We start from the raw sequence: 23,614 nt of genomic DNA, 5'->3' as shown, positions 1-23,614 counted from the left end.
CGGTTGATAGTGAATAGGAAGGATTGCTGACTGTTCACAGGACGGAACTCTGGAGAGACCATCATGGCACCGAAGGGGCAAGGTGGGGTTGCTGAATGGAAAAGTAATCCTACTCAAACTCTCAGGTAAAAGGACAGAGCGTATTAATGTAGGGTTTTCCTATATTTTTCGCATTACATCTAGAGGTTGAATTGTTCAGCCTCTTTTTAGTTTTTCCAAAAGCTTTATCTAGACCTATTTTTTCGGAGGAATTATGTTAGAACTATTTAAGGCCATCAACAACTTTGTTTGGGGACCGCCACTGCTATTGCTTTTAGTAGGTACAGGTGTTTATTTCACCATTCGTTTAGGATTGTTTCAACTAAGTAAACTACCCACAGCTTTTCGTTTGATTTTCTCAAGTGATCAGTCTGGTCAAGGGGATGTGTCGAGTTTTGCGGCATTGTGTACAGCTCTTGCAGCGACTGTCGGGACAGGAAATATTGTCGGGGTGGCAACTGCCATTACTACAGGTGGTCCTGGAGCCCTTTTCTGGATGTGGGTTGCTGCATTCTTTGGTATGGCAACGAAGTATGCGGAAGGATTTCTAGCAATCAAGTACAGAACTAGGGATGCAGATGGTCATGCGGCAGGTGGACCAATGCATTATATCACCATTGGTATGGGACAGAAATGGAAACCCCTAGCAATCTTCTTTGCCATTTCTGGAGTTCTGGTGGCTCTTTTGGGGATTGGGACATTTTCACAGGTCAATTCAATTACTTCTTCATTAGAAGTAAGCTTTGGTTTATCGCCGCAGTTGATTAGTATCCTCTTGGCCGTTCTAGTGGCTGTCATCATCTTTGGTGGTATCGAAACAATTTCCAAAGTATCAACCAAGGTTGTTCCGTTCATGGCCATCCTCTACATTTTAGCAACAATTGTGATTTTAATAACACATGCAGATCAGTTGATTCCTGCGTTGAAATTAGTAGTTAGTTCAGCACTGACTCCTTCTGCAGCTGTTGGTGGTTTTGCTGGGGCAACAGTAAAAGAAGCAATCCAGAGAGGAATTGCTCGTGGTGTATTTTCTAATGAATCTGGTTTAGGTTCTGCTCCCATTGCCGCTGCTGCAGCAAAATCAGAGAATGCCGTTGAGCAAGGTTTGATTTCTATGACCGGTACTTTCATTGATACCATTATTATTTGTAGTTTAACAGGTTTATCTATTTTGGTGACTGGTCAGTGGACGGTGGAAGGACTTGAGGGTGCTCCGCTGACTCAGGCAGCATTTGCAACTGTTTTTGGTAATCCAGGGACAATTGCCTTGACTATTAGCTTGGTTCTCTTTGCATTTACAACGATTCTGGGTTGGTCATATTATGGTGAGCGCTGTATTGAATTTCTTTTCGGAACAAAATCAATTTTACCCTATCGGTTGGTCTTCATACTAATGGTAGCTCTCGGTGGTTTCCTGAAGTTGGACTTGATTTGGACGATTGCAGATATAGTGAATGGTCTCATGGCCCTACCAAACTTAATAGCTTTACTAGCCTTATCACCAGTTATTATCAAGGAGACACGTTTGTATTTCCAAGCTACTCATCGAAAACCGTCATTTATTTTCAGTGAGTTATTTATTAAATTAATCAAAAAATCGAGCTAAGTCTCGGTTTTTTAATTATCCAAAAACATATATACGTATGTTAGAACGATGATTAGATCTTTGGAAATCGTGGTAGGAGGGGAATGCGCGTGCCATTTCCTTCTATGAAAAAGTGGGCTTCTGATTTGATGGTGTCAAAAAGATAGTTAATCTAGGTGCAGAACGTACAGAGTACCGCATGGTGTGGAGACGGATATCACAATGATTTCAACCAAGGTTTGATGGATTCTGTTAGGCCTATTCTCTAATATTTTTAACGTATTAAGTCAGCCACTCGGCTGTCTTTTTGTTCTTTTAGGGTGTTTTCTGCTATAATTATCTCATGAATGATTTTATTACAAAGTATTTGTCTCAGTTTAATGTTGAGGCGATTGTGACTGCTAGCCTGAACAAGATTTTGTCTCTTATTTTACTGTTCATTACATTTTATATTCTGAAGAAAATCGCTAAAGCTTCAGTTAAAAAAGTGCTTGTACCGTCTCTAAAGATTTCAAACCATGAGCAAGGACGCCAAAAGACAATCAGTCGATTAGCGGAAAGCAGTTTAAACTATCTTTTTTATTTTATTCTGCTTTACTGTGTACTCAGTATTCTAGGCTTACCTGTCTCAAGCTTGTTGGCGGGTGCCGGGATTGCAGGGGTTGCTGTTGGACTGGGAGCACAAGGATTTTTGTCAGACTTAGTCAATGGATTCTTTATCTTGATTGAACGACAGTTTGATGTAGGGGATGCTGTCAAGTTGACAAATGGACCAATTACTATTTCTGGTACGATTGTTAGCATGGGGATTCGGACAACGAAAGTGCGTGATGCAGATGGAACCCTACATTTTATTCCAAATCGTAATATTTTAGTTGTCAGCAATCAGTCGCGCGGGGAAATGCGTGCACAAATTGATATCCCATTGAAATTTAATACAGATCTAGAACAAGTTTACCGTATTATAGAGGAAGTCAATAATCGTGAGTTAAGCAAGTTTGAACAGATTACCAATGTCAGCATTTTAGGGCCGAAAACGACGGTAACAGGACAATTTGTTTTTCGTGTCAACTTATTTGTAACAAATGGTCAACAAACAGTAGCCTATCATCAATTTTTTGGTTTATACCAAGATGCACTAAGGCAAGCAGGTATCGAATTGCCATAAGAGAACCAAGCGTAAGCTGAAGAGGAGGAGAAGATTGAAAGACTTTGTTATTGAAGATGGACAAATGTACTATCGAAAGAAACCTTTATACCGGCAACCACTTTTTTGGACAACAATTGTTGGGTTGGTACTAACATTTGTACTAGGGTTTACATGTATTGTTTTGACTTTAGGTCTCAATGTATCACAAAGTCAAGGGACAACCTATCCAGATTATTTAGACGAGACTTTGACATATGAAGAGTACCAGATAGGTGATAAAGTTAATTTTTCAGATGGTCTGGATGTAACAGTGACATCGATGGGAAAAGATGACAGCGTAAGCTTAGTGGATGATTATTATAGTTCAGCATACGTTGTTGAGATGGAGGTTGAGAATGCAACAGATGAAAGAGTGTATTTTGACGAATATTATTTCAACCTTATCGATCAAACGACTCAAATACCTTATACATTAGACTTAAGTACATATGATGTCAATTTGGTTGAAAAGTTAGAACCAGGTGAGAAAATAAATGTAAAACTCATTTATGGTGTAGATGACGTGTCAAGTTTTGGTCTCGTTTATGAAGAGGCCATGTGGACAGATTTGATTTCTGAAGGAATCTAATAGAAAAAATCCCGAATTGATTTTTGCAATTCGGGATTTCGCTTATAGTTATTTAATTGGTTGGAGGCTATCACAAATAAGCTGGAGATTATACCAAACCTTGAGCAATCATTGCATCTGCAATTTGTTCAAACGCAGCAATGTTAGCACCAGCAAGGTAGTCTTTACCAAGGTCGTATTTTTCTGCAGTTTCTTTAGCTGTGTTGAAGATGTTTGCCATGATGTCTTTAAGACGACCATCAACTTCTTCACGAGTCCATGACAAGCGAAGGCTGTTTTGGCTCATTTCAAGTGCTGATACGGCAACACCACCAGCGTTCGCAGCTTTAGCAAGCCCGTAAAGAACACCGTTTTCTTTGTAAACTTTGATTGCACCTAGGTCAGATGGCATGTTAGCACCTTCAGCTACACAGTAAACGCCATTTTTCACAAGGGCAGCAGCTTGCTCGCCGTTGATTTCATTTTGAGTTGCACATGGAAGAGCAATGTCTGCTTTGCCATCGTAGTTCCATACAGAACCTTCAAAGTATTTTGCAGTTGGTTTTTCAGCAGCATATTCAGTCAAACGAGCGCGGCGTTTTTCTTTAATGTCTACCAAGAGGTCGAAGTCGATACCAGTTTCGTCAATGATGTAACCATTTGAATCAGAAACTGAGATGACTTTTGCACCAAGTTCAGCAGCTTTTTGAACTGCGTATTGAGCAACGTTACCAGAACCTGAGATAAGAACGGTTTGATCTTTGAATGATTTGCCGTTTGCTGCCAACATATTATCAGTGAAGTAAACTAAACCATAACCAGTTGCTTCTGGACGGATCAATGAACCACCAAAGCCAAGAGGTTTACCAGTCAAGACACCGGCATCAAATTGACGTAGGCGTTTGTATTGACCATACAAGTAACCAATTTCACGTCCACCAACACCGATATCACCAGCAGGTACATCAAGTGAAGGACCGATGTGTTTTTGCAATTCAGTCATGAAGCTTTGGCAGAAGCGCATGATTTCAGCGTCAGTTTTTCCTTTAGGATCAAAGTCTGAACCACCTTTACCACCACCGATTGGGAGACCAGTCAAAACGTTTTTAAAGATTTGTTCAAAACCAAGGAATTTCAAGATAGATTGTGTAACAGTTGGGTGGAAACGAAGACCACCTTTGTATGGGCCTACAGATGAGTTAAACTGTGCACGGTAGCCACGGTTAACTTGAACATTTCCATCTTTATCAGTCCATGGAACACGGAAGCTGATAACACGTTCTGGCTCAACGATACGAGCAAGAATGTTTTCTTCAATATATTCCGGATGTGCTTCAAAGACAGGCTCAAGGGTAGAGAAGAGCTCTTCTACAGCTTGAAGGAATTCTGTCTCGTGTGGATTACGAGCTTTAACAGCTTCGAATGACGATTGGATGTATGCTTTTGCATTTGTCATGTGGATCACCTAATTTCTTTATTATTTATTAAATTGTCTGACAATTTAATTTATCTGAAAATTATTATAGCATTATGATTTTTAATTGTAAAGAAAAAATGTAAGAATTTTAAAAAAATTTAATAAATTTTGGTTTAAAATCCGAACGTTAGTTGTAAATGAAGAAAATCCATTTGTTTCTTATGATATAATCAAGAGAGAATGACCTATATGGAGGATAATATGGTTTCAACAGCAACAAGTTTAGGTGGATTTCAGTTTGATAATTGCTTGATGAATGCAGCTGGTGTTTGGTGTATGACCAAGGAAGAGCTGAATGAAGTGAAACAGTCTGCAGCAGGAACGTTTGTTACAAAAACAGCAACCTTAGAATATCGTTCGGGAAACCCAGAACCACGGTACCAGAATGTGCCGCTTGGCTCTATTAATTCGATGGGCTTGCCGAATCAAGGCTTGGATTATTATTTGGATTATTTGTTGGAATTGCAGGAAACGGAACCAGAACGCACATTTGTTTTATCCTTAGTTGGAATGTCGCCAGATGAAACTCATCAGATTTTAAAAACAGTAGAGGCTAGTGACTTTAAAGGATTAACAGAACTAAACCTCTCTTGTCCCAATGTTCCCGGAAAACCACAAATTGCATATGATTTTGAAACGACGGAAGCCATTTTGCGCGAAGTATTCACGTATTTTACAAAACCGCTTGGTATAAAGTTGCCACCTTACTTTGATATTGTTCATTTTGATCAAGCAGCAACAATCTTTAATCAGTTTCCACTAGCCTTTGTCAATTGTGTCAATTCAATTGGTAACGGTCTCTACATTGAAGATGAATCAGTTGTTATCAAACCCAAAAATGGTTTTGGGGGTATTGGAGGAGAATATATCAAACCAACTGCCCTTGCCAATGTCCATGCCTTTTATCAACGGTTGAAACCTGAAATTCAGATTGTTGGAACAGGTGGTGTTCTGACGGGACGTGATGCTTTTGAGCATATTTTATGTGGTGCTAGTATGGTTCAAATTGGGACTACTCTTCATAAAGAAGGTCCTGTTGCTTTTGAACGAATCACAGCTGAATTGCAAGCCATCATGCTTGAAAAAGGCTATCATAGTATTGAAGACTTCCGAGGGAAGTTACAGCATTTAGATGATTAACATAATGACATAATTGAGAACGAAAAGAACTGGAAGTATACTCTTGTAGACAGTTTCAATAACTGATCTTAGTAAGCATACTGCCAGTTTTTGTTTTCTATTGTTGGAAACCAATTATCCCCATAAGAGGCCTAATAATAGGCTTGCCATCACAATGAGTGGAGCAGGTATTTTTTTATAAAGAAGAAAAGCCAGTGAGGCGAGGAAGACCAACCACATACTAAGCGAATCATTGAGTAGTGGCATTTGTTTGAAGGCAGTCCATGTAATGATCGCAGCAACGACAATTGAGACACCTTTTAGAAAATGTCGTACATAGTGCAAGTTGCGGTATTCTTGCCATAGTGGAGTTGCGAAAAAGACCAATAATATCCCGGGCAGAAAGATCAGTGCTCCTCCAACCATACCTAGCAATAGAATAAGAAAAGGTGAGCCTGTTAATGAGCGTGAAGTAACAAATGCAGCAAAACTAAAAAGGGGTCCGGGAACAGCTTGATCTAATGTATAACCTGCTAAGAAGTCAACTTGGTTTAGGAAATGTTGTCCATTAACTAAATCTTGGATCATTAGAGGAATCATGACCTGACCACCACCAATGACGGAATAACCATAACGGTATATGGAAGAAAATAAGGAGATATTTCCACCCCAGAAAAAAGTTGCAGACTCAAAAGAAACAGCTAGTAAAAGGATGATTCCAACTAAAAACCACTTGGGCTTGCTATGCGTTGTTACTTGCTTCATTTCATCTCGGACCTTGAAAAGATTTGGAAGGATTCTTAAGAAACCACCGAATAGCAACAATGCAAGTACCATCCAGACAGACCAGGGAATAAAAAGAAAAGCCAAGCAACAAAAGAGAAGATACTCAAGCCCATCATTTTTGGAGTGAATAACCTTGCGGGTTAATTGAATAGCAGCGTAAGTAATAAAGGCAATCGCAGTTGCAGGAAGAAAGGTCAGTAACGACTGCCATTGTTGATGATATGTCAACCAATCTAAAATTATTCCTAAAAGGCTCATCGTAAAGAGGGCTGGCATTATCCATATGCCAAGTGTTGTGAGAGCTATTATTGGACCACCTACACGGTATCCTATCGCAGTAATCGTTTGAGTACTAGAAGGTCCTGGGAGCAATGAAAATATACCAATCAGTTCAGTCAATTCTTCCTGGCTAATGTACTTCTTTTTTTCAACCATTTCTTTACTGAAAACGCCATAATGGGCTTCTGGTCCCCCGTAAGATGCAAGAGTACAGATAACGACTGTTTTTATGAACTCACGTGTCTCAATAGCTTGTTTCATATCATTCTCCTGTAACAGTTCCTATTCTTTCAGTCTATCATACTTATTCACAAAATTCGAAACAATTTGATTGGAGCAACAACTGAATGCAGTCCAGAACTTACTGAAACACTTATGTTACTCTTTTTATATCCTTTTCAAGAGATAGATAGGATGTGCTATGTTTTTATTGGTTGTTTTTTTATCGTCTGTGAACATTATTTTTTTAGATTTTTTGTTGAAAAAGTCGTATAATAAGTAAGTAAAGGACTTAATATGAGGAGGATTGATATGGGAAGAAGAACTAGCTATGGTCGCAGAAATAGACGAGCAGTATCACGGACAAGAGGACACTTTTTCTTCATTTGTGCATTAGCCGGAGTATTGTTGTCTATCATACTTTTAAATGAATATTTCACATCAGGAAAAAGTCAGCCGGCAGAAAAACAACAAACTGAGTCTAGTAAGGTCACGCCATCAAGTCATGCTTCAACAGTAGATACTGTTCGGATTATGGCCCATGGGGATTTACTGTATCATTTACCAATTCTTCGAGGGTCAGAGCAATTTGATGGGAGTTATGATTTTTCGGAGAATTTTACCTATGTCAAGCCCTGGATAGACCAGGCAGATTTTGCTATTGCAGATTTTGAAGGGACTATTTCGCCAGATTTTGATTTGGCGGGGTATCCACTTTTTAATGCCCCTAGCATCGTTGCCACCAATATTCATGATGCAGGCTATGACTTGGTGGACTTGGCTCACAATCATATCCTAGATTCTCATCTTTCAGGTCTGATTTCCACAGTTAATGCTTTCCAGCAAGCTGGGGTGGACACGGTTGGAGTCTTTTCCGACGGAAATCGGTCAACTGCTCCAGTCTATATTCGTGAGGTAAATGGTATTCGAATTGCAGTATTAGCCTATGCATATGGTTTCAATGGGATGGAGGCTTTGCTGAGTCAAGAGGAATATGATGCATATTTATCAGATTTCAATCAAGAAAAGATGCAAAAAGAGATTGAACAGGCTGAAAAAGAGGCGGATATTACCATTGTCATGCCCCAGACGGGTGTGGAATACCAGTTGGAACCAACGGAAGAACAGACGAGTCTATATCGGGAAATGGTAGACTGGGGAGCAGACATTATTTTTGGAGGACATCCTCATGTGGTTGAACCAGCTGAAATTATTGAGAAAGACGGCCAGAAAAAATTGATTATCTATTCTATGGGAAATTTTCTGTCTAATCAGCGTATAGAAACCATGGGAGATACCCCTAATGCCCAGTGGACTGAGAGAGGTGTTCTAATGGATGTGACCATTCAGAAAAAGGATGGTCAGACAAGTATTCAAGCAGCTCAAGCTCATCCCACCTGGGTTAGTCGTGTTTCAAAGGGTACTTATTCAACAGAAGGCTATGAACAATTCACTTATCAAACCTATATATTAGAAGATTGGATTGCTGGTGGGCAGTATTATGGACAATTGGACCCTGAGACCCAGGCGCGAGTGGATACAGCCTATCAGGAAATGAAAGATTTTGTTAACTTAAACTGGTAAGGAGATAGAATATGACTGTTCGATTAATTGCAACCGGAATCGGAATAAGGAAATTGATACAATAAAATACTAAGAAAGCCTTGGAATTGGCTGTTTCCAAGGCTTTTTAAATATCTATAGGTACAAGGGAAATGTTGTTAGAGTAGATGCTTTTATTTTGAGACACCCTTGATTTGTAATACGTAAAAGGTAGAAAATGATTTCATTCCTTATTTACCAGTTTATCAAAATGGTTAGTATAGTGTAGTTTTAATTCATCCTCTCCTAAAATATCAAGAACTTGTATGGCTTGTTTCATCTTTTTAATTCCAGTACCTGATTGGCACTTAAATTCATAGTAACCAGTCGCATAGAGAAAGACTGTCTGTTCATAAAAGTTCAATTCATTATCCAACAATTCTTTTATCTTATCAATTAAATAGGAACAGTTAGAATATTCTTCCTTATCGATACTAAGAATAAAACAATTGATAGCTAGCTGAGTTACTATCCGTTTATTTGTTTTATTTAGAGAAGTGTAGATGTAATTATTTAACATTTCCTTTGTCAGTAGGAAATAGGAATTGTAGTTAATTGTTCGTACACAGTTACCTAATAAAATAATCTCATAGTAACCCCATTTTTCAACTTTGAAGAGGTAATCTGTCAGTTGAAGCAATTCTTCATCTGATGGAATGATGCTCGAATCCATTGTATATAGAATGGATTTTACCATTGTTTTCTCAAAAGAATTCAGAGTGTACTTCGAATCATTGGAAAGTAAACGTGCTATATTTTCGATACTTTGAGATGAATATTGTTTACGGATGTAATGAATTAGGTTGGTAAATGATTCGGTGTTAGTGAAGTCCTCATTGTGTAAAAAAAGAAATTCATCTAATGTAATATGTAATTTGTCTAAAATATTGATGAGCCTAATACAAGATATCTCTGATTCTCCACGCTCAAAACGAGAGATTTGTGATTTTGAAAGATGTTCATCTGCTACAGAGCATAGACTAATTTGTTTTCCTTTACGAACTTTTCTAAGTGTGATGCCAAGTTTTGATTTCATAGTTTTCCCATTTTCCCAACAAAAAGTTGACTTAGTTCTATTTATTGTACAATAAATACAAAATGAAAAGAAGTCTGAGTATGAAGAAAATTTCAAATTTTTTGCCGATTTTATTTTTGGTGCTGGATATTATCATTATTGTTCGTGGGTAATTTGCTTAGGTGTACACCTAAATCTTTAGAGTATCTAAAGACTGACCTAGAGAAGGTATATTCAAGAGATATATTTAACCGAGATTAAAAGGAGATGATAAAATAGATGAGAAATGGTAAAGTGCTAAATAATACAGAATTATTAGTTATTAGCAGAAGTATATCTAAAATAGGAGATATTATGTTTGATTTTGCTAATAATACTTTTCTTGCTGGGCTAAATCCATCTTCACTGTCGTTGGTTGCAATCTATCAATCTTTAGAAAGTGTGATAGGTGTTCTATTTAATTTGTTTGGTGGGGTTATTGCTGATAGCTTCAAGCGGAAAAAAATTATCATTGGAACTAATATCTTATGCGGTATTGCTTGTATAGTTCTTTCGTTCATATCTCAACAACAATGGTTGGTTTATGCGATTGTCATCACCAATGTTATTTTGGCTTTTATGAGTGCCTTTTCTGGACCGTCATATAAGGCATTTACGAAAGAAATTGTAAAAAAAGATCATATAACAAAACTAAATTCCTATTTGGAAACTTCTAGTACAATTATTAAAGTAACGATTCCAATGGTAGCAATTTTCCTATACAATATACTAGGGATACATGGTGTGTTATTATTAGATGGATTGTCGTTTTTAATTGCTGCATCACTGATTTTCTTTATTGTACCCATTAATGAAGAAGTGGTCGCAAAGGAGAAAATGACAATAAGTGGAGTCTTTAACGACCTGAAGATGGGTTTCAAGTATGTTTATAGTCATAAGACAATCTTTATTATTATTATTCTCTCTGCCTTAGTTAATTTTTTCCTAGCTGCCTATAATTTGTTATTACCTTATAGTAATCAAATGTTTGGAGAAATTTCAGACGGGCTTTATGGAACATTTTTAACAGCAGAAGCAATTGGTGGATTTATTGGAGCGATATTAAGTGGTTTTGTCAATAAATCTTTATCAAGTAAACGTTTAATGCTCCTATTAGCGTGTTCGGGTATTATGTTAATGCTATCTACTCCGTTTTATTCTATATTCCACAATGTCATTGTTCTAGCCTTGTCTCCAGCACTGTTTAGTCTATTTCTATCTATTTTTAATATCCAATTTTTCTCTATCGTTCAAAGAGATGTAGATAATGAGTTTCTTGGTAGAGTCTTTGGCATCATTTTTACGATAGCTATACTTTTTATGCCGGTTGGAACTGGATTTTTCTCAGTTGTTTTAAATCCTAATAATACCTTTAATCTCTTCATTATTGGAGGATCCATTACTGTGTTATCACTAGTCTTTGGAACTTTATTCAAGAGATATAATATAAGTTGACAGTTCTAACTAAGTAAAATTAGGTATATGGATTCGAAAGAATTTAAAAGCACTTCATTGATAATTTGTATCAAGCAGATTATCGACGAAGTGCTTTTTGACAACTATTCATTTTTATCTACAATTTCTATAATGGCCTCAATCCCACAATCAAGTGCTATACAAATTTTTAGAAGTACATCGGGTGTGATATTTTCCCCTTTTCCCAATTTTGCGATCGTGGAAGAACTAATCCCAGTTTCTTGCCTAAGCTTTGTTTTTGTTCAATCTTTATCAATGAGAAGTTTCCATAATTAATTGTAGCTAAACCTCATCTGAGTTTTCTCCTTTGTTCCATGAAATACCGTAGAGTTCATTTCCGTCACTAGAGAGTCTCAATACAATATTTTCTGACAAGAGTTTATTCGCTTCTGGAGAATATGAGCTTGCTTTATCGAAGACTAAGAACACTTGCTTATTCAATAATTTTGATTGATCATATAGCTTCAAAAGGGCTTCGGTTGCTTGGTAACTAACATTACTCAAGAGTAATGAATCATTTGCTATAGCTGGAAGATTAGTTAGATAGAGTATTGCTAAATCATACAATATCATTCCTTTGAATTTCGTTCCTGTACCGTCATCATCTGGAGTATGGAAGGAGTAGCTGTAGTGAGCTTTGAGGTTAAGTTGAGGAGATTTACTGATATCTGGATAAATGATATTGTTAAACTCGCGCATCTTGTTATTGATTTTTACTTCTAAATCCAAATGATAGGAAAGGGGTTAGCTGTTCTATATGCTTTATTAAGTGATAACTTGGGACTCATTTTCAAGGGTGGTTATGACTGGTTTTTCTATGTTATAATAGAAGAAGTTATTTTAGGATTTGAGATACACACTTTACTCGGGTTTTGCACCCCCTTGAAAGGGAAAAGGTTAGATTGTATGATTAAATTAATCGCAACAGATATGGATGGAACATTTTTAGATGGTCAGGGAAGTTTTGATAAAGAACGTTTTTCTATCATTTTGAATCAGTTAAATCAAAAAAATATTCCTTTTGTGATCGCCAGCGGCAATGGAATGGGTAGATTACTGCAACTTTGTAAAGGATTTGAAGACCGACTAATCTTTGTAGCAGATAATGGGGCTCATGTTTATCAGAATGGTAAAACACTTATCCGTCGTGCTATTCTGAAAGAGGAAACGAAGGCTATTTTAGATTTTTTCAGTGGACAATGGGCTGACGTGTGTCTGATGTTATCAAATGAAGAAAATATTTATATGCAGGATGGTTCAAATATGCCTTTTGCAGGAACTGATTTACCAATCGAGCCTGCACAAATGGCTGCTTTCCAAAATCGAGTGAAATACTTAGAAAATCTCAGTACTTATCCCACCACTGATCCGATTTATAAGGTGGGTCTATGGGTGCCTGAAAATCGCGTAGATCAACTAACTGAGAGGTTTAATCAGGCTTTTCAAGGTCGATTAGTTGCAGTAACAAGCGGTTATGGCTCAATTGATATTTTACCACATGGTATTCATAAGGCTTGGGGCTTGGAGCAGGTTTTGAACAGTTTAGGGATTGACCCTGAACACGTGATGGCATTTGGTGATTCAGACAATGATATCGAATTATTGTCCTACGTAGGGTACTCCTATGCTATGGAAAATGCGACTGACAAGGTTAAAGCTGTTGCAAAATACTTGGCTCCCCACCATAGTCAAGCTGGTGTTTTTCGTGTAATAGAAAATTATATTGGAAAGGAAGAATAATATGATTCGCTTAGTTGCTTTTGATATGGATGGAACTTTTCTAAACTCACAAAACGATTATGATCGTTCAAGATTCAAGAGAATATTTAAACAACTACAAGAACAGGGGATTAGAGTAGCGGCCATTTCTGGAAACCAATACCAACAGATTCGTTCCTTTTTTACGGAAGAGGCAAATCATATGACCATTGTTTCTGAAGTGGGTGCCGTTATTGTGGAAAATGGTGTTAGAATTTTTGATGCACATTTTGAGAAGCCTGTTGTTGAGCGAGTATTGGAAATATTACATCAACAAGATTTACTTAAATCTTGTTCCGTTAGTGGTTTTAAAGCACTTTATTATGCAAAAGATCTGAAGGATGATTTTAAACAATTAATTCAAGGTCATAATTTTGTCTGTGAGGAGGTGGAAAGCCTCTTGCAGTTACCAGATGATGAGATTACGCTGATTACTCTTAATCTACCTAAAGAGACAGTTTCAGCATTATTGGAGGAACTGAATCAGGCTAGTCACGGACAAGCACGTGCTGTGTCAAGTGGATTTGGTTTTATTGATATTATTCCTCCTGGAGTGAATAAGGGGATCGCTTTAGACTTTCTTGCCCGTCGATGGGAGATTTCTCCAAGTGAAATAATGGTATTTGGTGATAGTGGTAACGATTTAGAAATGCTCGAATATGCTACATATTCCTATGCGATGGAAGGAAGTCCAGAGGAAGTGATTAGAGCAGCAAAGTTTGTTGCTCCATCAAATAATCAATCAGGAGTATTAGAAGTGGTTGAACAAGTACTGCTGACCTCAAACTAAAACAGCTTGACTGCTTAAAGGCGGTCAAGCTGTTTTAGTAGGGAATGATATCGTCATTTAGATTATACTCTTCAAAAATCAAAAGCAGATGTTGTTGACTTGATTTGATGAGTGAAGAGGCTGGGCAAAAAGCTTAGCACCACTCTTCAGAGTTCGTGTCAACATCTCAGCGCAGTGGTTGATTGGCAGATTTGTTCGTGTTTCACACTCCAAATCTGACCATTACGACTGTTGCGAACAAAGTTCGCTTTATCTCCAACCTCAAACTGTCTCCCAGACAGTTTGAGCTGTGCGGGGTGGGAAGACGAACTCTTTTTTAACTAGTCGAGTTCTTTCCCACTCCCTTCAGCCTGTTACCTTGAAACAAAATAGTAACAGGGCTCTTATCTGCATCAGCGTCGCCTAGTCTGATAAGGAACTGAGGTGAAGGCCGTACTGTCTGTGGCTTGTCGCCTAGGACTAAAACCAAACTAAAACACTCAAAAAGCAACGGTCACTGACTTTATTTCCAACATGCCTTAGCCACTTCCCAGTCACTACTGACATCCAGCTCCGCTGTCTTTAACCACCTACACTGGTGAATTTGGTCATGCCGTAGCGGAAGATTTTGTAATTGATGCTAAATATGACGATAAGGACAAGTGGCAAGGCCAGTCCCCACATAGATAAATCTAAAAAATAGAGTGCTGGGAAATAAGCTGTAAAGGCGTAAGGAAAGACAAATATCAGAAGAATTTGAATGATTTTTGGATAGATATTTAGAGGATATTGAGCCATCTGATTGAGGGCAAAAATACCCATAGTTAATGGAAAAGACTCTACAATCCAAAAAGCTAGAGCAGTAGGTCCAAGCTGTATTGCTGCATAGAGTAGGCCAATACAAATTGTAATAAAAATGAGTAAGATTAGTTTGCCAAGACTCCATTCCAGGCCAAGTTCTTTGGAAGCTTGAAAGAGGGCAATGGAACCGATAAGCGTCGTTCCAATTCCTTGTGGCTGAATTCGTTCACAAATGAGTTGAAAGAGTGGATTGACAGGCATCAATATGAGTCGTTCAAATTCTCCCTGTCGGATATAGCGACTACCAAATACCCAAAGATTATCAAAGAAAATTAAGTGAATAGATCGACCGACTGTTGCAATTCCATAGATGAAAAGCATTTGGCCGTAATTGAAACCGGCAATTTCCTTAATGTTTCCAAAGAGAATGTTGAGGAAAATGAGATAGACAATTTGTTCAATCAAAGAGGAGAAGAGCCCGATAAAGAAGTCCACGCGAAATGACATCTGAGCCATCATGAAGACTTTGATATTATACAAGTAGAGGCTGATATATTTTTTCATGTTAACCTCCAAAAATGACAATGCGTCGTTTGGCTTGAGACCAAAGGCCTACAATAAAAATAGCGAGAAAAGGTATCCAAAGAACTTGCAAGCCCAAAGCCCTTAGATCGCTTTCTTGCCCAAGTAAAATGGAGATAGGGACATTAACAGCATAATTATAGGGCAATAGCTTTAAAAAGTTTTCCACGGCCTTTGGATAAAAGCTGAGTGGCAAGAGTGCTCCAGAGGCTAGATTGAAGAGACCGGTTCTCAAGAGCATAACGCCCCAAGCGTTGACTGTAAAAAAAGCCAAAAATCCAAAAGCCATATCAAGTAGCTGGACGATAAACATGCCGAGGATGGAGCTGACGAGAAAAAGGAGTAATGTTTTACCATCAGGCAAATAGAAATCTTGATGAACAAGCAAGATTCCGATAAATACTAGTCCAAATTTAAAGAGTTCCAACAGTTTATTTCCTAAATCTTTGAAAAAGAGGGCTAGGATAAAGGAGTAGGGTCTGAGAAATTCTCCAGCAATGCTCCCTTTCAAAATACTATAAGATAAATCTTCACCCAGTGAGAAAGAATTCAAACTGGCTAGTAAATTCGCGAAAATAATATAAGTGGTAAAAGTCTGCAAGGTAAAACCGTTGACTTCAGATTGAGTAAAGAAAATAGTTTTCCAGACATAGAGAGCCACCAAGATCTTCACTGCCAGTGAAACGAAGGTTGCTAGAAAGAAAGCCTTGTATTGCATGGCAGTCATCATAGTCAGGCGGGTCATATAGAAATATTTACGCATGAATACCCTCCTCATAAATTTGGCGGACCATGGTTTCAATTTCCAATTCTTTCATGGTAACATCTTCCACAGTAAAGTGATTGAAGACTTGCTCAATCACCTGAGCACTGGTCCAAAATTTACTTTGGTAGTGAATTTCAAAGTGAAAATCATCTTTACAAACAAATTCCAAGCCTTCCAATTGTAAGTCCTGTTCAATTGGTTTTTCTGTGGAAAAAAGGATGGTTTTGATAGTGGAAAACCGTTCTTTTAGAATGGTCAGAGAACCATCGTAAACTTTTTTGCCTTTATCAATGATGAAAATCCGCTCACAGAGACTCTCAATGTCCTTCATATCGTGGGAAGTAATCAAAAAGGTGGTTTGATATTGCTGATTCATGTAGCGAATAAAGGAGCGAATAGTCTCCTTTACGCTGGCATCCAAGCCGATGGTCGGTTCGTCCAAAAAGACAACGGCAGGTTGGTGAATAAAGATAGCTGCAAATTCACAGCGAACTCGTTGTCCTAAAGATAGATTACGGATAGGTTGCTTCATGATGTCTGACAAATCCAATAAGTCAATCAAGACAGTTAATCTCTCTTTAAATAGCTGATCTGGAACATCATAAATTTTGGCGTGTAGAATAAAAGATTCCTGTACGGGTAAATTCCAATCAAGATGCGATTTTTGCCCAAAGAGGACGCCAATTTGCTTATTCACTTCCTTACGCTGCTCTTGTGGGTTCAACCCGTTGATGCGGACTTGTCCTTGGTCAGGAAATAAGACTCCAGTTAACATTTTGATTGTGGTTGACTTACCAGAACCATTTGAGCCAATATATCCAATAATTTCTCCTTTCTCAACTTGCAAGGAAATGTCTTGAACCGCTGGAATTAATTTTTTCTTTGGTTTGAAAAAGGCTTTAATTGATCCTTTTAAACCGACTTCTTTATCTATAACTGAATAAGTTTTTGATAGATGCTCTGCTTGAATCATATCTGAATCTCCTCACTGAAAACGTTTGCGCAACATTTAGTATAACACAATTAAGGAGATTTGGAACGAAAAATGAAGCATTACGGCAACATTTTAATAAGGAAATCGGTCATATATTGAGGAGATTCTTGCTTCCCATTTTTTATCCATACTTGAATGATTCCAAAGAAGGCATGTGAAAAATAAATGCTTCGGTACTCGTTTTCAAGTGGTGATAAATCTTCTTTTCCCAAACGTTCAGCTAAATCGTTTGCGATCAATAATCTAACTTTATTGATGAGGAAATTTTGGATTTCTTGAGTTCCGTTATGGGTCAGTAAGGATGACAATAATTTTTCACGGTAGAGTAGTTCAAAAATTTCTAAGAAAGAGGACTGTCGATTTCCATCATAGCGATCAAATATGGTCTCTAACTTGTGAAATAAGCCTTGTTGGTAGGAGTCAATCAATTCATATTTATCCTTATAGTGGGTATAAAAACTAGAGCGACTAATTCCTGCTGTCTGAGCGAGATGGGTGGTTGTAATCTCATTAAATCCTTGAGTTTCTAAGCAAGTCACCATTGCTTCTAAAATGGCTTGACGAGTTCGTTCTTTTCGATTATCTGTTCCCATATTTTCTCCTTTTGAACATTTTTAGACACATTGTCTAAAAACGATTCTTCCTACTTGATTTTGAAAATGATACTTGTATAATGTATTTTATCAGTTTTTGGACAGGATGTCTAAAGGAGTTATTATGTCAGAAAAAGTAAAGAATTTTTTCACTAGACCAATGACCTTGATTACCATTATTGGTATAGCTTGTGTCCCGGCCTTATACAATGTTAGTTTCCTAACCTCTATGTGGGATCCTTATGGACGATTGGATCAGCTACCTGTAGCAGTTGTAAACCAAGATCAGTCTGCAACCTTTCAAGATAAAACCTTAACCATTGGTGATGATATGGTGGATAATATGAAAGAAAGCAAGAGTCTGGATTTCCACTTTGTATCAGAAAAAGATGCAGAAAGTGGTTTGGAAGAAGGGGACTATTATATGGTCATTACCCTACCAGAAGATTTGTCAGAAAAAGCTTCTAGTCTCTTAACGGACCAGCCAGAGCATCTAACAATTTCCTATCAAACCTCTAAAGGTCACAGCTTTGTCGCTTCTAAGATGGGCGAATCAGCCATGGAAAAATTGAAAGCATCTGTTTCAGAGACGATTACCGAAACATACACCTCGGCTGTTTTTGACAGCATGGGAGAGATTCAATCTGGTATGGTTGAGGCGGCAGATGGAAGTCAACAATTGACAGATGGAGCTAGTCAATTAGAAACCGGAAGTCAGACTCTATCATCAGGCCTATCTACCTTATCTTCATCAGGTCAATCACTTGTGACAGGAGCAAACCAATTGGCCACTGGAGTTGTGTCTTACACAGATGGAGTCAATCAGGCTGCTTCAGGAAGTCAAACACTGTCCAGCGGCTTAACAACCTACACAAATGGGGTAGCTAGTCTTGCTTCAGGTGCAGAGCAATTAAATGCCAATTCCTCTCAGCTCATCGCTGGGGTGGGACAATTACAATCAGGAGCAGGCCAGGTTGAACAACTGGTAACAGGAGCCAATCAATTGCAGGCAGGCTTGGAGCAACTCGCTAGTTCAACTAGTTTGTCTGCCGAACAGTCTAGTCAGATACAGGCCTTATTGACAGGGCTTCCTCAGTTGCAAGTGGCCATCAACCATTTAAATGATAGCCTATCAAGTATCGGAGGAGTTGCAGTGAATACCACTTCTCTATCTAGTCTCTTGACGGAGATGGGTGCTCAAGCTCAAGGATTGTTAACTGCAGCACAAGCCGATAAAACAGCCAGCATTGCAGCCTTACAAGCAACGGCTACCTATCAAAGCTTGACAGCTGATCAGCAAGCTGAATTGGTTGGAGCCCTCCAAAATTCGCCTTCTACAACAGTGGCAGCAGCCCAAACGATTTTGGGCCAATTATCTCAACTGAGTCAAGCCTTATCTAGTCTACAAAGTCTTTCTGGTCTTGGAACGCAGTTAGGTCAATTGCAATCAGCTGTCGGTCAGATCAACACGGCTGCCAATCAGGCATTGCCAGGTGCTACAACAGCCATTAAAAACCTATCAAGTGGCTTGAGTCAGGTCAACACAGCTTTGAACCAGCAAGTTCTACCAGGAACTCAAGCCTTGACGAGTGGTGTGAGTCAACTTCAAACGCAACTGTCAAGTGGAGCTAGTCAACTCATGTCAGGGGTGACAGCATATACAGCAGGTGTTGCCCAACTAGCAGAGGGTGGAGCTCAGTTGGTTGCTAACAACAGTAGTATCCAATCTGGAGGTAGCCAGTTAACATCAGGATTGGCAACCTTAGCTGCTAACTCTAGTCAACTTGTCAGCGGTTCAGGGCAACTGGCTTCTGGTAGTCAGCAATTAATTGCTGGTGCGGATCAATTAGCTAGTGGTGGGCAAACCTTGACAAGTGGTATTTCGACCCTACTTGTCGGCAGTGAAACCTTAACAAATTCACTCAGTTCAGCCAGTCAACAACTATCAGTCATCTCTGTAGAAGACAAAAATGCACAAGCAGTTTCTCAACCAGTCACCTTGGAACACAGTGACCAAGATGATGTGAAGACCAACGGTGTCGGAATGGCTCCTTATATGGTATCTGTCGCACTAATGGTTGCAGCCTTATCTACGAATGTTATTTTTGTCAAACACATTGATAATCGTTCCTACAAAAATCGTTGGGATTGGGCTAAAGGGAAACTCTTATTGAATGGTGCAATTGCCAGTCTGGCAGCACTGATTTTATATGGAGTTCTTCTGTTAATTGGGGTTGATCCGGCTCATCCAATGGCAACCTTGGGATTAATCCTTTTGGCCTCATGGACCTTTATGGCACTCGTTACTGCCTTGGTGGGCTGGAATAATCGTTTTGGTTCATTCGCAAGTTTGATTCTGTTACTACTACAATTAGGTTCCAGTGCTGGTACTTATCCAATCGAGCTTAGCCCTCAGTTTTTCAAAGTGATTCAGCCTTATCTTCCAATGACGTATTCTGTTTCAGGTCTTCGTCAAACCATTTCTATGGTTGGAAATAGTAGTCATCAAGTTTGGATGCTGAGCCTCTTCTTAGCAGGCTTCATGGGATTAGGTCTTTTGATTTATAATCAGAATAATGAATAATTAGAAAACCAACTGCTCACAATGTGGACAGTTGGTTTTTCAGTTAATTTTGGTTGGTAATTGCACTTTTATCGGGGTCGTTATGTGCGATTCGACTAGCAGCAGCGGCTGCAATTGCGCAAACGATATCGTCTAGAAAAGTATGGCAATGCACCCCATCCTTGCTATTTAGTTTGGCGATGATTCCTGGTTTTGATTTGTCTAAATATCCATAGTTGGTAAAGCCAATCGTACCGTAAAGATTTACAATTGACAATCCCATAATTTCATCAATTCCATACAACCCCTCATCTGTCATCAGAATAGACTGAAGGGGTTGAGAAAGTGCTCCTTGTTCAGCCAATTTATCCAATTCGATTCCAGTAATAATTGCGTTTTGTACCTCTCGCTTCGTTAATACTGCCTCAACGTTTTCTAGGCATTCTGATTGTGTCAAATGTGGGATATACTTATTTTGTAGATGCATGACTAGGTCAGCAATATCCTCAAGTTGAACACCTCGTTCTTTCAAGAGATCATAGGAGTAAATCTGAAGAGGTTTAGTAGACATAAATGAGTCCTCCTTAGTGTGTGATTGAGTCTTTTTGGTAAAAAAAGCAGATATTATTCAGTAATGTATCTAGACGATATCTGCCAGTGTTTAGGGCGACCATTCTTTACCAAGCTGAATGACTCCATTTGTGGAAGTAATAGTCAATTTATTCTTGCTATCTTTTTTCCCACTTGTAAAAGTTTGTTTGGTGTCTCCAACGGTAACTCTTTGGTCCTTATAAACGCCCTCAGGGAAGATTCCAATCTCTTTTAATTGTTCCTGTAAATTGGCATCTTCTTTTATGAGATTCCCAATTTCTTCATCCGTCAGGTTGCTTTCTCCATAATAGAAAAGTTTTCGTTTATCGATGGATAGTTCTGCAGTAAGCAGAGCCTCCAAGACCAATAGGCAAAAATAAGAGTAACTAGACAGACTAATACCGCTCCGCCTAACATGGTTAAGCCACTACCGAATCCTAGTAAGAATACACTGATGCCATGTGAAAGTAGACTAAATCCTTCCCAGATAAGATAGCCTCCACTGACAAATAGTCCGACACCGAGAACGAATCCTCCCATGATGAAACCAATTATTAGCAAGACGAGAGCTACTAAGGCACCAAGTAAGATAAGGAGAACGGGTATGGCAATTGGAAGTGTAACGATGGCCAGCATGGCTAACCAGATAACTTTTTTTGCTTTTCTAACTTCTTGAAAGTTTTTTCCTAAGTAAAAGGCTCCTGCAATCGAAGTGATAAAAATCCCAGCGATGCCAAAGAGGGGTTCGATAATGAGGAAAAATACAGATAGTAAGAGGGCAAGGACAAGACCGGCTACTATGTATAGTGGTTTATAGTTGATTGATTCATCATCCACTTCTTGAACATCTTCAACTTGAATATGGCGGTTTAATATGTTGGTAATCAACTCACTGGCTGCTTCTTTCGGGGAACCCAATTCCTCCATGATTGCGGTTTCTTTTTCTGGACCAGCTTCGTCAAAATATTCATTGAAAAAAGTAATGGCTTCTTGGAATTCTTTATGAGGCAATTTTTTCAAATATTTTTCCAATTGAGCCATGTATTCAGTTCTTGTCATGACGGACGCTCCCTTCTATAATACCGTTTATCGTGTTAGTATATGTATCCCAGTCATCTTTTAATCGGACCAATTCTTCGTGCCCCAATTGGGTCAAACTATAATATTTCCTCATTCTTCCCTGGTATTCACGGGAGTAGGTCGTTAAAAAGTCATTTTGCTCCAATCGCTTTAGGATGGGATAGAGGGCGGACTCCTTGATGTTGGCAATCAGCTTAATGGTCTGACAAATTTCATAACCATAAGAATCATTTGACTCTAAAATGGCCATGATGAGAAATTCTGTCAGCACAGCAGGAACGGGAAAATGCATGGCGGTCACTCCTCTCACTTATTTTGGCAATCTTGGGTATTATTTTGATATATGCTTTTATCTTTTATATATCAAATTTCACTATATATAAAATATACACCCGTAAACCAATCTTGTCAAGCGTTTATATGTAAAAAATATCTGCAAACTATTTTCAAGGGATTTCAGGTGTAAACGTTTTATCACCTTGAAAAATAATTTCAGAGTAGTAAACTTAATGTATGGAATAGCAATTTTTATGATTTCATACTGTGAGGGTTATCTGAAATGAAGGAATTGTTAATGTAAGGGACATGATTCGTGTAGTACAAACGGCCACAGGAGTTGAATGGAGGAGTGGAATGAAATTATATGTTCAGTTTATGATTATTTTGGTATTTTCATTTTTAGGGGAAGCTATTTCGACTATTTTTCATCTTCCTATTCCGGGAAGTATCATTGGTTTAATCCTCCTATTCTTAGCCCTAGAGTTCAAATTAATTCGTCTTCGCCACATTAATACGGTTGGAAATTTTTTGCTGGCTAACATGACCATTCTTTTTTTGCCTGCAGCGGTGGGGATTATGGAGAGATTTGATGCAATTAAAGATTATTTACTTCCTATTATCATCGTCATCTTAGGCGCCATTTTTTTAAATATCTTAGTCATTGGTTTTGTTGTTCAATTTGTGAAGCAGAAGTTTGAAGGTGACTACATTGATGCGGAGGGAATGCATGACTGACCTTTTTTCCAATCCTATTTTTGGTATTATGTTATCAATTGCAGCATATTTAATTGGAATGCTGATCTATCGGAGATTTCCTCATCCAATCACTACCCCACTGTTGGTAGCTACAGGATTGATTATTGTCTTTTTAAAAATGACAGGTATTTCCTATAAGGAATATTATGCAGGAGGTTCCTATCTAAATATGCTTATTGTGCCTTCAACGGTAGCTCTGGGAATTCCTTTATATCGTTCTTTCCATCTGATGAAACATCACATTCGAAGTATTTTATTGGGAATTTTTGTTGCTTGTATTGTCAATACTGTCTTTACTGCCCTGATTGCCAAATGGTTTGGGATGGATTTTTTTCTAGCAATCTCTCTTTTTCCAAAATCTGTCACCACTGCTATGGCTGTTGGTATTACTGATAAAATGCAAGGAATAGCAACTGTTACTCTTGTAGTCGTTGTTGCAACAGGGATTCTGACAAGTGTTCTTGGTCCGGTCTTTTTAAAGCTACTAAAAATTGAAGACCCGGTAGCTGTTGGTCTTGCTTTGGGAGGAACAGGACATGCCATTGGAACGGGTACAGCGATAAAATATGGGCATACGCAAGGGGCGATGGCTGGTTTAGCTATTGGGATTACAGGCATCATGTATGTGGTGATTAGTCCTATAGTTGCGCAGATTATCTTACAATAAAAAAACTACGATTGGAATTCCA

At 38.4% G+C, this 23,614-nt stretch carries 22 protein-coding genes, 2 pseudogenes and 1 riboswitch; of the genes and pseudogenes, 12 read left to right on the top strand and 12 right to left on the bottom strand.

Annotated elements, in window-relative coordinates; all coding sequences use genetic code 11:
• Window positions 1-39 precede the first annotated feature (39 nt).
• Window positions 40-147, top strand: a riboswitch (glycine riboswitch).
• A 106-nt stretch (window positions 148-253) separates the two neighbouring features.
• From D2A30_09100 to D2A30_09085, 4 genes and pseudogenes are all read left to right on the top strand, one after another.
• Window positions 254-1,645, top strand: coding sequence for a sodium:alanine symporter family protein (locus tag D2A30_09100; GenBank protein ID ULL21709.1), 1,392 nt, complete (start codon window positions 254-256; stop codon window positions 1,643-1,645).
• Between the two features lie 76 nt (window positions 1,646-1,721).
• Window positions 1,722-1,850: pseudogene (locus D2A30_09095) on the top strand (GNAT family N-acetyltransferase).
• A 117-nt stretch (window positions 1,851-1,967) separates the two neighbouring features.
• Entirely contained in the window at window positions 1,968-2,792 is an 825-nt protein-coding gene (locus tag D2A30_09090; GenBank protein ULL21708.1) for a mechanosensitive ion channel family protein, read from the top strand.
• 64 nt (window positions 2,793-2,856) lie between these two features.
• The gene (locus tag D2A30_09085) at window positions 2,857-3,402 is read left to right on the top strand and encodes a DUF4352 domain-containing protein (GenBank protein ULL22028.1); all 546 of its coding nucleotides are present in this window, start codon (window positions 2,857-2,859) and stop codon (window positions 3,400-3,402) included.
• Window positions 3,403-3,490: 88 nt separating this feature from the next.
• Here D2A30_09085 and D2A30_09080 read toward each other — a convergent pair whose 3' ends face one another.
• Entirely contained in the window at window positions 3,491-4,837 is a 1,347-nt protein-coding gene (locus D2A30_09080; GenBank protein ULL21707.1) for an NADP-specific glutamate dehydrogenase, read from the bottom strand.
• Window positions 4,838-5,059: 222 nt separating this feature from the next.
• On the opposite strand from D2A30_09080, the gene D2A30_09075 reads away from it, so the two are divergent.
• Window positions 5,060-5,998, top strand: a complete 939-nt coding sequence (locus tag D2A30_09075; protein ULL21706.1) for a dihydroorotate oxidase — start codon at window positions 5,060-5,062, stop codon at window positions 5,996-5,998.
• 114 nt (window positions 5,999-6,112) lie between these two features.
• On the opposite strand, the gene D2A30_09070 is transcribed toward D2A30_09075, so the two are convergent.
• Window positions 6,113-7,303, bottom strand: coding sequence for a chromate transporter (locus tag D2A30_09070; protein ULL21705.1), 1,191 nt, complete (start codon window positions 7,301-7,303; stop codon window positions 6,113-6,115).
• A 270-nt stretch (window positions 7,304-7,573) separates the two neighbouring features.
• On the opposite strand from D2A30_09070, the gene D2A30_09065 reads away from it, so the two are divergent.
• Window positions 7,574-8,845: a CapA family protein gene (locus D2A30_09065; protein ID ULL21704.1), complete on the top strand. Its 1,272-nt coding sequence runs from the start codon at window positions 7,574-7,576 to the stop codon at window positions 8,843-8,845.
• A 202-nt stretch (window positions 8,846-9,047) separates the two neighbouring features.
• On the opposite strand, the gene D2A30_09060 is transcribed toward D2A30_09065, so the two are convergent.
• Entirely contained in the window at window positions 9,048-9,899 is an 852-nt protein-coding gene (locus D2A30_09060) for an Rgg/GadR/MutR family transcriptional regulator (protein ULL21703.1), read from the bottom strand.
• 258 nt (window positions 9,900-10,157) lie between these two features.
• Between D2A30_09060 and D2A30_09055 the strand changes: the two genes are divergently transcribed.
• Window positions 10,158-11,372, top strand: a complete 1,215-nt coding sequence (locus tag D2A30_09055) for an MFS transporter (protein ULL21702.1) — start codon at window positions 10,158-10,160, stop codon at window positions 11,370-11,372.
• Between the two features lie 104 nt (window positions 11,373-11,476).
• Here D2A30_09055 and D2A30_09050 read toward each other — a convergent pair.
• A pseudogene (locus D2A30_09050) lies at window positions 11,477-11,686 on the bottom strand (helix-turn-helix domain-containing protein).
• A complete protein-coding gene (locus D2A30_09045; GenBank protein ID ULL21701.1) occupies window positions 11,676-12,092 on the bottom strand; it encodes a DUF2326 domain-containing protein in 417 nt (138 codons plus the stop codon). The pseudogene D2A30_09050 and the gene D2A30_09045 overlap by 11 nt, the downstream one beginning before the upstream one ends.
• Before the next feature lie 207 nt (window positions 12,093-12,299).
• Here D2A30_09045 and D2A30_09040 point away from each other — a divergent pair, with 207 nt between their 5' ends.
• Complete coding sequence (locus D2A30_09040; protein ULL21700.1) at window positions 12,300-13,133, top strand: HAD family hydrolase; 834 nt, start codon at window positions 12,300-12,302, stop codon at window positions 13,131-13,133.
• 1 nt (window position 13,134) lies between these two features.
• Entirely contained in the window at window positions 13,135-13,941 is an 807-nt protein-coding gene (locus D2A30_09035; GenBank protein ULL21699.1) for an HAD family hydrolase, read from the top strand.
• Between the two features lie 561 nt (window positions 13,942-14,502).
• On the opposite strand, the gene D2A30_09030 is transcribed toward D2A30_09035, so the two are convergent.
• From D2A30_09030 to D2A30_09015, 4 genes are all read right to left on the bottom strand, one after another.
• Window positions 14,503-15,285, bottom strand: a complete 783-nt coding sequence (locus tag D2A30_09030; protein ID ULL21698.1) for a hypothetical protein — start codon at window positions 15,283-15,285, stop codon at window positions 14,503-14,505.
• Between the two features lies 1 nt (window position 15,286).
• The gene (locus D2A30_09025; protein ULL21697.1) at window positions 15,287-16,066 is read right to left on the bottom strand and encodes a hypothetical protein; all 780 of its coding nucleotides are present in this window, start codon (window positions 16,064-16,066) and stop codon (window positions 15,287-15,289) included.
• Window positions 16,059-17,042, bottom strand: a complete 984-nt coding sequence (locus D2A30_09020; protein ID ULL21696.1) for an ATP-binding cassette domain-containing protein — start codon at window positions 17,040-17,042, stop codon at window positions 16,059-16,061. Before D2A30_09020 ends, D2A30_09025 begins: the two co-directional genes overlap by 8 nt.
• Window positions 17,043-17,122: 80 nt before the next feature.
• Window positions 17,123-17,656 carry a TetR/AcrR family transcriptional regulator gene (locus tag D2A30_09015; protein ID ULL21695.1) on the bottom strand — a complete coding sequence of 178 codons (534 nt, stop codon included), beginning with the start codon at window positions 17,654-17,656 and terminating at the stop codon, window positions 17,123-17,125.
• A 124-nt stretch (window positions 17,657-17,780) separates the two neighbouring features.
• Here D2A30_09015 and D2A30_09010 point away from each other — a divergent pair, with 124 nt between their 5' ends.
• Window positions 17,781-20,240 carry a YhgE/Pip domain-containing protein gene (locus D2A30_09010; GenBank protein ID ULL21694.1) on the top strand — a complete coding sequence of 820 codons (2,460 nt, stop codon included), beginning with the start codon at window positions 17,781-17,783 and terminating at the stop codon, window positions 20,238-20,240.
• A gap of 43 nt (window positions 20,241-20,283) precedes the next feature.
• On the opposite strand, the gene D2A30_09005 is transcribed toward D2A30_09010, so the two are convergent.
• The 3 genes from D2A30_09005 to D2A30_08995 form a co-directional block, all read right to left on the bottom strand.
• Window positions 20,284-20,790 (bottom strand): phosphatidylglycerophosphatase A, encoded by a 507-nt coding sequence (locus D2A30_09005; protein ULL21693.1) that lies wholly within the window; start codon window positions 20,788-20,790, stop codon window positions 20,284-20,286.
• Between the two features lie 308 nt (window positions 20,791-21,098).
• Window positions 21,099-21,869: a DUF1700 domain-containing protein gene (locus D2A30_09000; protein ULL21692.1), complete on the bottom strand. Its 771-nt coding sequence runs from the start codon at window positions 21,867-21,869 to the stop codon at window positions 21,099-21,101.
• A complete protein-coding gene (locus D2A30_08995; GenBank protein ID ULL21691.1) occupies window positions 21,856-22,182 on the bottom strand; it encodes a PadR family transcriptional regulator in 327 nt (108 codons plus the stop codon). Before D2A30_08995 ends, D2A30_09000 begins: the two co-directional genes overlap by 14 nt.
• A 341-nt stretch (window positions 22,183-22,523) precedes the next feature.
• On the opposite strand from D2A30_08995, the gene D2A30_08990 reads away from it, so the two are divergent.
• Window positions 22,524-22,904: a CidA/LrgA family protein gene (locus D2A30_08990; GenBank protein ID ULL21690.1), complete on the top strand. Its 381-nt coding sequence runs from the start codon at window positions 22,524-22,526 to the stop codon at window positions 22,902-22,904.
• Entirely contained in the window at window positions 22,879-23,592 is a 714-nt protein-coding gene (locus D2A30_08985; protein ID ULL21689.1) for an LrgB family protein, read from the top strand. The genes D2A30_08990 and D2A30_08985 overlap by 26 nt, the downstream gene beginning before the upstream one ends.
• Window positions 23,593-23,614: the final 22 nt, after the last annotated feature.

The organism is Streptococcus suis (assembly GCA_022354845.1).
In the GTDB taxonomy this organism is placed as follows: Bacteria; Bacillota; Bacilli; order Lactobacillales; family Streptococcaceae; genus Streptococcus; species Streptococcus suis_AA.
This window is presented reverse-complemented; position numbering and strand designations above follow the sequence as displayed.

Bases quoted from the DNA above. Each gene is read 5' to 3' on its own strand.
- D2A30_09090 (ULL21708.1), top strand. From the start codon at position 1,968: ATGAATGATTTTATTACAAAGTATTTGTCTCAGTTTAATGTTGAGGCG.
- D2A30_09060 (ULL21703.1), bottom strand. From the start codon at position 9,899: ATGAAATCAAAACTTGGCATCACACTTAGAAAAGTTCGTAAAGGAAAA.
- D2A30_08995 (ULL21691.1), bottom strand. From the start codon at position 22,182: ATGCATTTTCCCGTTCCTGCTGTGCTGACAGAATTTCTCATCATGGCC.
- D2A30_09080 (ULL21707.1), bottom strand. From the start codon at position 4,837: ATGACAAATGCAAAAGCATACATCCAATCGTCATTCGAAGCTGTTAAA.
- D2A30_09045 (ULL21701.1), bottom strand. From the start codon at position 12,092: ATGCGCGAGTTTAACAATATCATTTATCCAGATATCAGTAAATCTCCT.
- D2A30_09055 (ULL21702.1), top strand. From the start codon at position 10,158: ATGAGAAATGGTAAAGTGCTAAATAATACAGAATTATTAGTTATTAGC.
- D2A30_09015 (ULL21695.1), bottom strand. From the start codon at position 17,656: ATGGGAACAGATAATCGAAAAGAACGAACTCGTCAAGCCATTTTAGAA.
- D2A30_09065 (ULL21704.1), top strand. From the start codon at position 7,574: ATGGGAAGAAGAACTAGCTATGGTCGCAGAAATAGACGAGCAGTATCA.
- D2A30_09075 (ULL21706.1), top strand. From the start codon at position 5,060: ATGGTTTCAACAGCAACAAGTTTAGGTGGATTTCAGTTTGATAATTGC.
- D2A30_09000 (ULL21692.1), bottom strand. From the start codon at position 21,869: ATGACAAGAACTGAATACATGGCTCAATTGGAAAAATATTTGAAAAAA.
- D2A30_08990 (ULL21690.1), top strand. From the start codon at position 22,524: ATGAAATTATATGTTCAGTTTATGATTATTTTGGTATTTTCATTTTTA.
- D2A30_09040 (ULL21700.1), top strand. From the start codon at position 12,300: ATGATTAAATTAATCGCAACAGATATGGATGGAACATTTTTAGATGGT.
- D2A30_09100 (ULL21709.1), top strand. From the start codon at position 254: ATGTTAGAACTATTTAAGGCCATCAACAACTTTGTTTGGGGACCGCCA.
- D2A30_09085 (ULL22028.1), top strand. From the start codon at position 2,857: ATGTACTATCGAAAGAAACCTTTATACCGGCAACCACTTTTTTGGACA.
- D2A30_09070 (ULL21705.1), bottom strand. From the start codon at position 7,303: ATGAAACAAGCTATTGAGACACGTGAGTTCATAAAAACAGTCGTTATC.
- D2A30_09035 (ULL21699.1), top strand. From the start codon at position 13,135: ATGATTCGCTTAGTTGCTTTTGATATGGATGGAACTTTTCTAAACTCA.
- D2A30_09005 (ULL21693.1), bottom strand. From the start codon at position 20,790: ATGTCTACTAAACCTCTTCAGATTTACTCCTATGATCTCTTGAAAGAA.
- D2A30_09020 (ULL21696.1), bottom strand. From the start codon at position 17,042: ATGATTCAAGCAGAGCATCTATCAAAAACTTATTCAGTTATAGATAAA.
- D2A30_09025 (ULL21697.1), bottom strand. From the start codon at position 16,066: ATGCGTAAATATTTCTATATGACCCGCCTGACTATGATGACTGCCATG.
- D2A30_09030 (ULL21698.1), bottom strand. From the start codon at position 15,285: ATGAAAAAATATATCAGCCTCTACTTGTATAATATCAAAGTCTTCATG.
- D2A30_09010 (ULL21694.1), top strand. From the start codon at position 17,781: ATGTCAGAAAAAGTAAAGAATTTTTTCACTAGACCAATGACCTTGATT.